The organism is Flavobacterium sp. Root901, from assembly GCF_001429765.1.
In the GTDB taxonomy this organism is placed as follows: Bacteria; Bacteroidota; Bacteroidia; order Flavobacteriales; family Flavobacteriaceae; genus Flavobacterium.
The window spans coordinates 398,862-412,028 of the sequence record NZ_LMJB01000009.1; the positions used below are offsets into that span (position 1 = coordinate 398,862).

Below are 13,167 nucleotides of genomic sequence, written 5' to 3' on the forward strand. Positions count from 1 at the left end.
GGGATGAAACGTACAGCCGGATTAGCTTCTACAAATTATCTATAACTGACGTTAAGCGCTCTGTAATTTGTTCAATTGTTCCGATACCGTCTACGGCATGAAACTTATTCTGCTCTTTGTAATATCCAATTAACGGAGCCGTTTTCTCATTGTATTCCTGGTATCTTACACGAATTTTTTCTTCGTCCTGATCATCAGCCCTGCCGCTTGTTTTTCCTCTTTCAAGTAAACGTTTTACCAAAATTTCATCATCAGCCTCTAAAGCTATTGTAGCTGTTACACTTGAACCAATTGTTGGCAAAAATTTATCTAAAGCTTCTGCCTGATTAATTGTTCTTGGATAACCGTCGAACAAAAAACCTGCAGTATCCGGGTGTTTTTTTACTTCATCAATTAACATTGCAGTTGTTACTTCGCAAGGAACCAATTCTCCATTGTCCATAAAAACTCTTGCTTTTTTACCTAGTTCTGTATCATTTTTTAAATTAAAACGAAAAATATCTCCTGTAGAAAGATGTGTTAAATTGTATTTTTCTTTTAAAAATTCTGCCTGAGTTCCTTTTCCTGCTCCCGGCTTTCCAAATAAAACAATGTTAATCATAATACGTTTGAGTTGTGACTTCTTATTTTTTTGAAGAAGTTTAAAATGAATATATAGTTGTGTTTTGTTTAATGTTATTCTGCTAATTTGTATACTTCTGTAAGGTTTCGTCCAAGACCATTGTAGTCTAATCCGTAACCCACAATAAATTTATTCGGAATTCTGATTCCGATATAATCTATTTTAATGTCCTTTTTATAAGCTTCCGGTTTAAAGAACAAAGTCGCCACTTTAAAGTGTTTTACATTTTGTGCTTTAAATAAATATTTTAATTCTTCAATCGTATTTCCTGTATCAACAATATCTTCAAGGATTACTACGCTTCTTCCGGATAAATCCTGATTAATTCCTATTAATTCTTTAACAGAATTTGTTGTTTCGGTTCCTTCATAAGATGCCATTTTGATAAAGGAAACCTCGCATGGCTTTTTGTATTTTTTAAGGAAATCGGCAACAACCATAAATGCGCCATTCAAAACTCCAATAAAAATTGGAGTATCATCTCCAAAATCATCTTCTACCTGAGCCGCCAGTTTGGTTAAAGCAAAATCAATTTCTTTAGCCGAAATAAACGGAACAAATTGTTTATCGTGAAGTTGTATCATTATTTTTAAATTTAAAATAATGGACAAAGATACAGAATTACAACCAATCTGCCGACATCAAAATATATTCAGAAACCGACTTTTTTGCGAATGTTAAATATCAGTTAATAATTACAAAATCTTCCCTGCAGATATTTTTTAATTTACTAAATTGTTGTTGAATAATCATTTAACTCCAAATACCAATGAAAAAATCCTTACCGATACTTTCACTATCACTATCAATATTAATAACGGCCTGCAATGGGCAGGTTAAAAAAGAAGAAAAAGAAGCACTGGCAAAACAACCTGCAAATGTTGTTAAAACCGCAATTGGTGACATTACACTTCCTCCGCCTTATGCCACAGAATCTAAAACCAATAACAGTAAAGTAATTGGCTGGCCAAACGGAATTACACCAAAAGCTCCGGAAGGTTTTACAGTAGAAAAATTTGCAGATGGTTTTGAAAATCCACGCTGGACGTATATCGCTCCAAACCAGGATATTTTTGTTGTAGAAAGCGGAACAAGATCAAGTAAAAACCAAATCACAGTGCTGCGTGATAAAGATAAAGACGGAAAATTTGAAACCCGTGAAGTTTTTATTAAAGACTTAAATAAGCCCTTTGGAATGCTGGTTTTAAAAGACTTTTTTTACATTGCAAATACAGACGGTTTATATCGTTATCCTTATAAAAACAATCCGCTTAAATTAGAAACCAAAGGCGAAAAAATTCTTGAACTTCCCGCCGGAGGTTACAACAATCACTGGACCAGAAATTTATTAGCAAGTCCTGACGGAAATAAAATTTATGTTTCTGTAGGTTCCGGAAGCAACAACGCTGAACATGGTATTGACAAGGAAGTTCGCCGTGCCGGTATTCTTGAAATTAATCCTGACGGAACTGGCGAAAAAATTTACGCTTCGGGTCTTAGAAACCCGGTTGGAATGGACTGGAATCCTGTTACGAAGCAACTTTGGACAGCTGTTAATGAGCGTGACGATCTGGGCGACGATTTAGTGCCGGATTATATTACAAGTGTAAAAAAAGATGGTTTTTACGGATGGCCGTATTCTTATTTTGGAAGCATTCCTGACCCAAGAATGAAAGGGGAAAGAAAAGATTTGGTAGAAAAAGCAATTGTCCCTGATGTCCCTGTTGGTCCACATACTGCTTCGTTAGGGTTAGCTTTTTATACTAAAGATGCTTTTCCGGCAAAATATAAAAATGGTGCTTTTGTTGGACAGCACGGTTCTTGGAATCGCTCTAAAATTTCTGGTTATAAAGTTCTTTTTGTTCCTTTTAAAGATGGAAAACCTTCAGGAAAACCGGAAGATTTTTTAACAGGTTTTATTTCAGATGAAAATAAAGCTGAAGTGTATGGACGTCCTGTTGCCGTGACGGTTATGAATGACGGCTCGCTTTTAGTAAATGATGATAGTGGAAATACGATTTGGAAAGTTACAGCTAAATAAAATCAGATTAGTTTATCTAAAACCAATTCCAAAATTCACATATATTTTAAACACATAGAAACATAGATTTTATTTTTTGTTATGATTAAAAGAAAACTCATTTCGCCATTAAAATATGCAGCTGAAATGAAACGCCTTTTTTGCCTCAGTAAATTCTATGTTTCTGTGTTTTAAACTATGCCTTTTAACCCAAATCATTTATGACCATAAAAAAACATTGTCTCTTTCTTTTTATGTTTCTTGTTTTTCAAAATATAGAAGCGCAAAAAAAAGCCGGCAGACAAATTGACTCTCTGCAAACCGAAAAACTAAAAGAAGTAGTTATCAGTTCGCTTCATATTAATAACAATTCATTAAACACTCCAGCCTCAATTGGCATTCTTTCAAAAAAAGATTTGCTGCAAAACAATACTACAGACATTACAACGGTAATCAATACAATTCCGGGTGTTTTTATGCAGTCTTCTAATTTTACGACAACCCGAATTTCAATTCGCGGAATTGGGGCAAGAACTACTTACGGTACTAATAAAATCAGAGCTTTTTACGGCAGTATTCCGCTGACTTCAGGAAACAGCGAAACTGTTATTGACGATATCGATCTGGAAAACCTCAATCAAATCGAAATTATAAAAGGGCCGCTCTCTAGTGTCTATGGTGCAGGTTTAGGCGGTGCCATTTTAATTTCACCTCAGCTTTCTAAAAACGAAAATCAAAGTGCCGGAATAAGTTCTGTTTTTGGTTCTTACGGATTATTAAAAAACAGTTTGAATTTTAGTTTAGATAAAAAAGAAGGAAGTTTAAATATTAGCTATCACAATCTAAAAACCGACGGCTGGCGCGAAAACAGTGCTTATAAACGTGAAGGAATTACCCTCGCCGGAGAATTGTTCAGAAAGAAAAACAGCAAACTAACGTATTTTTCAAATTACACTTATTTAAAAGCCTTTATTCCGAGTTCGATAAATAAAACTGCTTTTGAAAATAATCCGGAATCCGGTGCTCCAACCTGGGTGGCTTCAAAAGGATTTAAAGAATACAAATCGACTTTGGGCGGATTAGCTTATGATTTTAAAATCAATGAAAATTTAAACAATTCGACTTCTGTTTTTATTAATTATAAAGACAGCAACGAGCCAAGACCTTTTGACATTTTACGTCAATATACGTTTGCATCGGGAGCAAGAACACAATTTACCGGAAATTTTAAGATTGGTAAAAAAGAGAACCATTTTATTGCGGGAATTGAATACTTTACAGATACTTATAAAGGCAATACTTTTGAAAACCTGTATCAGCAAAATAATGGTTTAGGAAGCCTTCAGGGTAATCTGCTTACAGAAACCGGACAAAAAAGAAATTTCTACAATATCTTTTCTCAATTACGAACTTTACTTTCTGAACAATTCGAAATTCAGGCTGGTTTAAATTACAACAAAACAAAATTCAACCTTGATAACTATACCGCAAATACCAATCAGGAATATAGCTATGATGGTATTTTCTCTCCTCAATTGTCATTATTATTCAAACCGAACCTGCAGCAAACGGTTTATTTTTCTATAAGCCGCGGGTTTTCATTACCGGCAACGGAAGAAACCCTGAAAAGCGACGGCACAATAAATCCCGATATAAAACCTGAAAACGGCTACAATTTTGAAGTTGGAGGAAAATTCTATTTTTTCAATAAAAAACTTTACACAGAAATTGCTTTATATCGAATGGAAATTAAAGATTTATTGGTGGCCAAAAGAATCGGTGATGATCAATATGTGGGTTTAAATGCCGGAAAAACATTTCATGAGGGCATCGAAATTACACTAAATCATAATTGGCCAATTAATCGTATTGTTTCGCTGAATTCTTATTTAGCCGGATCTCTCGGCAATTATGAGTTCAAGGAATTTGTAGATAACGGAAATGACTATTCAGGAAATAAACTTACCGGAGTTGCGGCCAATAAAGTCAACGGCGGAATTACTGTAAATACAAATTTCGGGATTTATTTCAATGCAGATTATCAGTTTGTAGATGAAATTCCAATGAACGATGCCAATACCGCTTTTTCAGATTCCTATAACATTCTCAATCTAAAAACAGGGTATCGATTTGAGATTCTGCCAAAATTAACAACACATATTGCAGCTGGAATAAACAATGTAACAAATACAAAATATGCTTCACTAATACTGCCAAACGCTGCTGCAGCCGGCAATGCATTACCACGTTACTATTATCCTGGACTTCCTGTGAATTATTACGGTACTGTTTCATTAAATTATTTATTTTAGATGCTTCAAATCACCCCAAAATCAAAAAAAATGCTTTCTGAACTACAGGAAAAACTGGATTATGTCAGTGCTTATCGGGAGAACCGTTTAAAGTGCGCGCAAGATATTCTGGAAAATCCTTATTTATTTAAAGAACTGGTCTCTATTAGTTTTTCACCAAAAAACAGAAATAATCATAAAGCCTGCTGGATTTTAGAATTTGTATCGTATGAAGAATTAATCTGGCTTCAGCCTCATTTGGATTTTTTCTGTTCGAATTTAAAAGTTTTGAAAGATGAAAGTTCCCTTCGCCCAATTGCAAAAGTGGTTCAGCTTTTAGTAAAATCACATTTTAAAAAAGACGAAAACAGCGTTACTCTATCGGAAGAAAATCTTCAATATTGTATCGAAGCTAGTTTTGACTGGCTTATAAGCGATGTAAAAGTGGCTACAAAAGCCTATTCAATACGAACATTATATATTTTAGGAAATCATTATGACTGGATTCATCCGGAACTTCAGATTATCCTGAACAAAGATTATGGCGATCATTCTGCCGCATACAAAGTAGTTGCCCGCGAAGTTTTAAAGAAAATAGAAAAATAATTTTTTGGTTTGCCACAGATTAAAAGGATTTTCTAAATCGGAAATGAATTCGGGCAATTCGTGTAATTCGTGGCAAACAAAAAAAAACATAAAATCCTTTTAATCTGTGGCAAAAAAATTAGAGCAATTCATGTAATTCGTGGCAGAAAAAAAATTAAAAAGTATCTTTGCAAAAACACAACACAAAATGAATTATTTTTCTTCTGATTTTAAATTAGGAATATTAGGCGGAGGACAATTAGGTAAAATGCTTTTGTCTGATACCCGAAAATTTGACATCCAAACTTATGTTCTGGATCCGAGCGACGAAGCGCCGAGTAAAATTGCCTGCAATAAATTCTTCAAAGGTGATTTAATGGATTACGAAACCGTTTATAACTTCGGAAAACAAGTTGATGTTTTGACTTTCGAAATCGAATTGGTCAATCTTGAAGCTTTAACACAATTAGAAAACGAAGGAGTAAAAGTTTATCCGTCTCCAAAAACCTTAAAAGGAATTCAGAATAAAGGCGTTCAAAAACAATTTTATGCTGAAAATAATATCCCAACTGCCTCTTTCCTGAGATTTGACAGTCCGGAACATTTATCAAAATCAGTTGGAAATAACGAAATCACAATTCCATTTGTGTGGAAATGTACCGAATTTGGTTATGACGGAAATGGCGTAAAAGTAATTCGTCAGATTTCTGATATGGATGATTTACCAAATGTAGAATGTATTGCAGAAACTATGGTTCCGTTCAAAAATGAATTGGCCGTAATTGTCTGCAGAAGTCCGTTGGGAGAAATCAAAACCTATCCTGTTGTCGAAATGGAATTCCACCCGGAAGCCAATCAGGTAGAATATGTAATCTGTCCGGCAAGAATCGACGAAAAAATTGCTGAAAAAGCCAGAGCAATTGCATTGAATGTTTCTGAAAAATTCAATCACGTTGGACTTTTAGCGGTTGAAATGTTCCAGACACAGGACGATGAAATTTTAGTAAATGAAGTGGCTCCACGTCCGCACAATTCGGGTCATTATTCTATCGAAGCGAGTTATACTTCACAATTCGAAAATCATTTGCGTGCCATTTTAAGTCTTCCTTTAGGAAATACAGACAGCAAAGTTGCCGGAATCATGGTAAATTTAGTTGGTGCCGAAGGTTATTCCGGAAATGTAGTTTACGAAAACATCGAAACCATTTTAGGATGGAACGGCGTTACACCACATATTTACGGTAAAAAACAAACACGTCCTTTTAGAAAAATGGGTCACGTAACGATCGTAAACGAAAATATGCAGGAAGCCAGAAGAATTGCTGAGCAGGTTAAAAATACCATTAAAGTGATTAGTGCTTAGTAATTAGTCCTTAGTCGCAGTTCGCAAGAAAAAGTTTGCCACGAATTGCACTAATTTCACTAATTTTCTTCTCAAGAATCTAAAAAAATAATTCGTGCGAATTCGTGCAATTCGTGGCGAAAAAAAATAAACAATTTCAGCTTCAGCAAAAACTTGAAACCTGAAACAAAATAAACAAAAAAACAAAATGAGCAAAGTAGCCATTATAATGGGAAGCATCTCAGACATGCCGGTTATGCAGGATGCAATCGACATATTAAAACAATTTAATGTTGAAGTTGAAGTAGATATCGTTTCGGCACACAGAACGCCGGAAAAATTATTCGACTTTAGTAAAAATGCACATACTCGCGGTATTTCGGTAATTATTGCCGGTGCTGGCGGTGCGGCGCATTTACCAGGAATGGTAGCTTCAATGTCTCCGCTTCCTGTAATTGGAGTTCCGGTAAAATCAAGTAACTCTATTGATGGCTGGGATTCTGTTTTATCGATTCTTCAAATGCCGGGAGGAGTTCCTGTTGCAACTGTAGCTTTGAACGGAGCAAAAAATGCAGGAATCTTAGCAGCACAAATTATTGGAAGTTCTGATAAAACTGTTTTAGATTCTATAATTGCATATAAAGAAGAATTGAAAGCAGCAGTTAATAAAGCGGCTGAAAGTTTGAAATAAGTTTCCAGTCGCAGTCACAGTTTTCAGTAACAGTAGACCCTGAATACTGTGACTGTGAATAAATATATAAAAATAATTCTTTAGCCTCGGTTTATACTGCAAACTGAGACTGAGACTGAATAATAAAATCATGAGCGTATTAACACATTATTTCAATACCAAACATAACACAGCGCCTTTTTCGCAGATTAAAATAGAAGATTACGTTCCTGCTTTTCAGGAAGGAATTAAATTGGCTAAAGCCGAAATCGATGCGATTGTAAATAATCCGGACGCGCCGACTTTTGAAAACACAATTGCGGCAATGGATTATTCAGGCGATACTTTAGATCGTCTTTCTAGTGTTTTCTTCAATTTAAATTCGGCTGAAACCAATGACGAAATGCAGAAAATTGCGCAGGAAGTTTCGCCTTGGCTTTCAGAACTTGGCAATGACATTCGCTTAAACGCTGATTTATTTGCAAAAGTAAAAGCTGTTTACGATCAAAAAGAAAGTCTGAACCTCAACCCGGAACAAACTACGTTATTAGATAAAAAATACAAAAGCTTTTCCAGAAACGGAGCCAATCTTCCGGAAGACAAAAAAAATCAGTTGAGAGAAATCGACAAAGAATTATCAAAACTGAGTTTACAATTTGGCGAAAATGTCCTGGCAGAAACCAATAATTTTGAATTGCATTTAACGGACGAAAAAGATTTATCTGGTCTGCCGGAAGGAACAATTGAAGCCGCCAGATTATTAGCTAAAAATCAGGAAAAAGAAGGCTGGATTTTCACTTTAGATCATCCAAGCTATATTCCGTTTTTGACATATGCAGACAATCGCGAACTTCGTAAAAAAATGGCGATTGCTTTTGGTGCAAAAGGATTTCAAAACAATGAATTCAATAATGAAGAAAATGTTTTAAAAATTGCTAAACTTCGTCATGAAAGAGCTAATTTGTTAGGTTATAAAACACATGCACATTTTGTTCTGGAAGAAAGAATGGCCGAGAGTCCGGAGAAAGTTTTTTCTTTTTTGAATGATTTATTGGCAAAAGCAAAACCGGCAGCTCAAAAAGAATTTGACGAATTGACTTCTTTTGCAAAAAAACTGGACGGAATCGAGCAATTGGAAAAATGGGACGGTGCTTATTATTCTGAAAAATTAAAACAGCAGCTTTTTAATTTAGATGATGAAAAACTGAAACCTTATTTTCAATTAGAAAAAGTTTTAGACGGCGCATTTACAGTTGCCAAAAAATTATACGGTTTAACTTTTACAGAAGTTTTTGATATTGATAAATATCACGAAGAAGTGACGACTTATGAAGTTAGAGATGCCGAAAACAATTTGGTTTCGATTTTCTATGCAGATTTCTTCCCAAGAAAAGGAAAAAGAAACGGCGCCTGGATGACATCATTTAAATCGCAATATGTAAAAGACGGCGTAAACGAAAGACCACATATTTCTAACGTTTGCAACTTTACGAAACCAACCGAAACAAAACCTTCATTATTAACTTTTAATGAAGTAACCACTTTGTTCCACGAATTTGGACACGGATTACACGGAATGCTGGCAAATACAACTTATCCAAGTTTATCGGGAACTTCGGTTTATTGGGATTTCGTAGAATTACCAAGTCAGATTATGGAAAATTGGTGTTACGAACCGGAAGCATTAGCCTTATTTGCAAATCATTACGAAACGGGAGAAATTATTCCGATTGAATATGTTCAGAAAATTAAAGAAAGTGCAAGTTTCCAAGAAGGATTGGCAACTCTACGCCAGTTAAGTTTTGGATTATTGGACATGGCCTGGCACGGACAAGATCCAACCAATATTACAAACCTAAAAGATTTTGAAACAGCACAATTTGCAAACACACAATTGTATCCGGATGTAAAAGAAAATGCAATGAGTACATCTTTTTCTCATATTTTCCAAGGCGGATACTCTTCCGGATATTACAGCTACAAATGGGCAGAAGTACTGGATGCAGATGCTTTTGAATATTTTCAGGAAAAAGGAATTTTTAATGAAGAAGTTGCAAAGAAATTCAAAGACAATGTACTTTCAAAAGGAGGAACTGAACATCCGATGATTTTATACAAACGTTTTAGAGGTCAGGAACCAAAACCTGAGGCTTTATTGAAAAGAGCGGGATTGTTATAGACTTAGATTTTAGACTTCTTAGATTATTAGATATTTGAAAACCGAAGCATTTCAGCTTCGGTTTTTTTTATTGTATTTTACTTAAAAGTAAATTTAGTTATCTTCGCATTTTTAAATCTTAATCTTACAAAAAATTACCTTGAAAAAATATTTTAAAATTTTTCTTTATCTGATAATTATTGGATTAATTGCGATTATTTCGGTGAATTACTATGTAAAATCTTCGACCAAAACAAAGATTTATTATTCTCTAAAAAAGTTCCCTAAGAATGATGTGGGAATTATTTTTGGCGCAGGAATAAATGGAAACCAACCAAGTAAATATTTAAAAGATCGTCTTGATGCAGGAATCGCTTTATACAAAGCAAAACGAATCAATAAAATTTTACTTTCCGGAGATAATGGCCGCGAGGAATATGATGAATTAACGGTAATGAAAAATTATTGTTTTAACCACGGCGTTGACACCACAAAAATATTTATTGATTACGCCGGTTTCGATACTTATTCTACTATGTATCGTGCAAAACATATTTTTAAGATAAAAAAAGCAGCTTTAATTTCGCAGGAATATCATTTAAACCGTGCCATTTACATTGGGCAAAAACTCGGAATCAAGTCATTTGGTTTTTCTGCTAACAATGGAGAATACAACGGATATAAATATGTTTGTTTTAGAGAATACGGCTCAGTCTTTAAATCTTTTTTGGATGTTTTAAGAAATCGGGAACCGTACTTTCTCGGAAATCCAATCAATATTAACGGCCCTTCTAATTATTCCAAAGAAGATAAACGATAATCAAAAAAGCCGAAGTAATACTTCGGCTTTTCACTTGGAGCAAAATTAAAATAACACAGTTTTGCTTTGCAAAAAAGAATTATTTATTTCAACAAATAAACATTTCATTAATATTAACCAGCTGTTGCAAAAAATACAACCAGGTTGATACTAACAGATTATTATAATGTTTTACGTTTCTTCTGGCAATAAAAAAGGCCGCCTAAAAAGACGGCCCTTTCAATCAAAACTGTAACCAAATTAGGCGCAATTAAATCCTAATATGTTTCGTAATTCGAGTTGTAAAAATTTGGGGGCTTAACTTATGCCAACTCTGCTTTTAATTCGTTTACTGCTTTTACAGGTACGTTTTCAATATTATGTTGGTAGTATGAAAAACCTCCAGTTCCGTTCCATGCCGCATCGATTGCTAAATGAGCATCAAAATTTGCTAAAAATGCACCAATCGCCGGAGGAGGAAAAGAATGAACATATTGTCCTTGTAAACTTACTACTTGTGTAAATTGTCCAAATCCTGTTGCATATATTTTTCCTATTACAGGGACTACAATGTGTCCATCAGGACCGCTGATCGCCTGAGTAATTACTACTGTACCAGAAACAGAATTTTGTGATGGTACAACAACTAAACTAAATGTTGCAATTGGAGCACCTGGTGTTCCTACATTTCCTATTGTGCCTTTTGCTAAATAAGCACCTGCTAATAAATCTGCCATAATTTTTATGTTTTTGGGTTTTCCTACTCATAAGGCTTTTCGGTACCGCCTCGTTTTTTTTTAGTGGGTTCTGCTCCACTTATTTTTGTTTTGGATTTATTCTACTTCAAAACTATAGCAGATAAGTAGACATAAATAAAAAAATGATGTGAAATGGAATTTCTTTGACACGAAAGAGATTAAGAATGACACGAGAAAATTTTATCCGTAAAAACACCTGATTTATTAAAAAAGCACTGCTATTTTATTGTCGTAGCTTTTTTATTATTTCAACAAATCAAAATAAACTTTCAATTATTTTTGAAAGTTTAAAAACTTTTACTTACATTTGATACATGGAATTCAAAGAAGCAAAAAATAAGTTTGTACAAACCTGGGGAGCTTTAGGTTCTCAATGGGGAATTAATAAAACCATGGCACAGATCCACGCTTTATTAATGATCTCAAACGAAGCTGTTTCAATGGAAGACATTATGGAGGAATTACAAATTTCAAGAGGAAATGCCAGCATGAATTTGCGTGCATTGATGGACTGGGGAATTGTATATAAAGAGTACAAAGCCGGAGAAAGAAGAGAATTTTTTACTGCTGAAAAAGATCTGGATGAATTGGCTGTGAAAATTGCCAGAGAAAGAAGTAAAAGAGAAATTAAACCTGCGCTTAAAATCTTAAAAGAGGTTTCGACAATTGAAGCGAAAGATTCTGCAGAACAAAAACATTTTGTAGATCAGACTTCTAAATTGTATGATTTTGTTTTAAAAGCTGACAACATGTTAGATAAAATGACGGAATTTAATGAAAACTGGTTAGGTCGTCTGGTTCTCAAAATCATGAAATAAAAAAATTTAATTAAAACTTTCATTTTTTTCTGAAAGTTTAAAACAATTAATAATTATGAAAACAACTTTCAAGATAATAGAAATAATCAATGTCTGTGCATTAATATTTTTACTGGGAGGTGCTTACGGAATAGCATTTACGGGAGCTTTACAGGTTTTAGCTGCTGTTTTATTTCTAATATTATTTCCAAAAAACAAGTTCATCTATATTTATTTTTCTTTGGTAATTACTTTCTTCTTGATCTGGAATGGGAAATTCACTTGGTTATTCCTTCTACCCATTTCATTAATATTCTTCCTCACGTTTATAATCTATAATCAAAAAAAGAAGCTATGAACCTCAACATCATTGGGTATTTTATTTACCTCAGCGTTACTATTCTAATTATTTTAAAAGTTGGAAAAATATGCTATCAAAACGGAAATATTTATGTTGCCAACCTAATTCCTGATCATGCTGACCTTTGTCAAAAAATCAATCAGATCTTACTTTTGGCTTACTATCTTCTAAATATTGGATATTGCGCAATGACTTTAATTTCCTGGCAGAAAATTATTTCGTCAACTCAACTCATTGAAACTATTTGTATAAAAGCAGCTGTCATCATTTTTATTATTTCACTTTTACATTATCTCAACATTTTAATTATAACTAAGTACATTCAAAAATTAATTCACAACAACAAAAACTAAATATTATGGAAACTACAAAAATCTTAATTGGATACAGTATCTATTTACCAATTGCTTTATTTTTAACTTATTACGTTTCTAAAACACTTTTTAAAAATGGCAAAATATTCATGTTAGACATTTTTAAAGGAAGAGAAGATATTGCTCAGGCAACCAACAAACTTTTTGAAACAGGATTCTATCTTTTAAATATTGGTTTTGCCTTAATGATTTTGGAATTACAACTCAACAACGACAGTTATCAGGAATTGATCGAAAGATTGAGCTACAAAATTGGCGGATTTGCAATTTATTTGGGAATAATGTTATTCTTTAATTTGTATTTTTTCTTTAGAGGAAAAAGAAAAGCTAAAGAAAGCAGAATTGTGGAAGAACGTTTAGTCTTTAAAGCTTAAAAATCAAAAAAATGTT

13 protein-coding genes are annotated in these 13,167 nt (G+C 33.8%); 10 read left to right on the forward strand and 3 right to left on the reverse strand.

Annotated elements, in window-relative coordinates; all coding sequences use genetic code 11:
• Nucleotides 1-28 precede the first annotated feature (28 nt).
• Both ASE21_RS19230 and hpt read right to left on the reverse strand, forming a co-directional pair.
• Complete coding sequence (locus tag ASE21_RS19230; protein ID WP_057124310.1) at nt 29-601, reverse strand: adenylate kinase; 573 nt, start codon at nt 599-601, stop codon at nt 29-31.
• A gap of 74 nt (nt 602-675) precedes the next feature.
• Nucleotides 676-1,206: a hypoxanthine phosphoribosyltransferase gene (gene hpt / locus ASE21_RS19235; RefSeq protein ID WP_057124311.1), complete on the reverse strand. Its 531-nt coding sequence runs from the start codon at nt 1,204-1,206 to the stop codon at nt 676-678.
• A 185-nt stretch (nt 1,207-1,391) separates the two neighbouring features.
• On the opposite strand from hpt, the gene ASE21_RS19240 reads away from it, so the two are divergent.
• The 7 genes from ASE21_RS19240 to ASE21_RS19270 all read left to right on the forward strand — a co-directional run bounded on the left by ASE21_RS19240 (nt 1,392) and on the right by ASE21_RS19270 (nt 10,508).
• The gene (locus ASE21_RS19240) at nt 1,392-2,663 is read left to right on the forward strand and encodes a PQQ-dependent sugar dehydrogenase (protein ID WP_057124312.1); all 1,272 of its coding nucleotides are present in this window, start codon (nt 1,392-1,394) and stop codon (nt 2,661-2,663) included.
• Between the two features lie 200 nt (nt 2,664-2,863).
• On the forward strand, nt 2,864-4,954 hold the full coding sequence (locus ASE21_RS19245; protein WP_057124313.1) for a TonB-dependent receptor: 2,091 nt from the start codon (nt 2,864-2,866) through the stop codon (nt 4,952-4,954).
• 30 nt (nt 4,955-4,984) lie between these two features.
• Nucleotides 4,985-5,539, forward strand: a complete 555-nt coding sequence (locus ASE21_RS19250) for a hypothetical protein (RefSeq protein WP_128414727.1) — start codon at nt 4,985-4,987, stop codon at nt 5,537-5,539.
• A 187-nt stretch (nt 5,540-5,726) separates the two neighbouring features.
• Nucleotides 5,727-6,881: a 5-(carboxyamino)imidazole ribonucleotide synthase gene (locus ASE21_RS19255; RefSeq protein WP_057124376.1), complete on the forward strand. Its 1,155-nt coding sequence runs from the start codon at nt 5,727-5,729 to the stop codon at nt 6,879-6,881.
• Nucleotides 6,882-7,068: 187 nt separating this feature from the next.
• Complete coding sequence (gene purE / locus ASE21_RS19260; protein ID WP_057124315.1) at nt 7,069-7,551, forward strand: 5-(carboxyamino)imidazole ribonucleotide mutase; 483 nt, start codon at nt 7,069-7,071, stop codon at nt 7,549-7,551.
• Between the two features lie 130 nt (nt 7,552-7,681).
• Nucleotides 7,682-9,709 carry a M3 family metallopeptidase gene (locus tag ASE21_RS19265; protein ID WP_057124316.1) on the forward strand — a complete coding sequence of 676 codons (2,028 nt, stop codon included), beginning with the start codon at nt 7,682-7,684 and terminating at the stop codon, nt 9,707-9,709.
• Between the two features lie 139 nt (nt 9,710-9,848).
• Nucleotides 9,849-10,508: a vancomycin high temperature exclusion protein gene (locus ASE21_RS19270; protein WP_057124317.1), complete on the forward strand. Its 660-nt coding sequence runs from the start codon at nt 9,849-9,851 to the stop codon at nt 10,506-10,508.
• A 302-nt stretch (nt 10,509-10,810) separates the two neighbouring features.
• Here the strand turns inward: ASE21_RS19270 and ASE21_RS19275 are convergent, their stop codons facing one another.
• A complete protein-coding gene (locus ASE21_RS19275) occupies nt 10,811-11,224 on the reverse strand; it encodes a DUF1842 domain-containing protein (RefSeq protein WP_057124318.1) in 414 nt (137 codons plus the stop codon).
• A 335-nt stretch (nt 11,225-11,559) separates the two neighbouring features.
• On the opposite strand from ASE21_RS19275, the gene ASE21_RS19280 reads away from it, so the two are divergent.
• The 3 genes from ASE21_RS19280 (at nt 11,560) to ASE21_RS19295 (ending at nt 13,151) form a co-directional block, all read left to right on the forward strand.
• The gene (locus ASE21_RS19280) at nt 11,560-12,063 is read left to right on the forward strand and encodes a GbsR/MarR family transcriptional regulator (RefSeq protein WP_057124319.1); all 504 of its coding nucleotides are present in this window, start codon (nt 11,560-11,562) and stop codon (nt 12,061-12,063) included.
• Between the two features lie 333 nt (nt 12,064-12,396).
• On the forward strand, nt 12,397-12,756 hold the full coding sequence (locus tag ASE21_RS19290; RefSeq protein ID WP_057124321.1) for a hypothetical protein: 360 nt from the start codon (nt 12,397-12,399) through the stop codon (nt 12,754-12,756).
• Nucleotides 12,757-12,761: 5 nt separating this feature from the next.
• Entirely contained in the window at nt 12,762-13,151 is a 390-nt protein-coding gene (locus ASE21_RS19295; RefSeq protein WP_057124322.1) for a hypothetical protein, read from the forward strand.
• Nucleotides 13,152-13,167 lie beyond the last annotated feature (16 nt).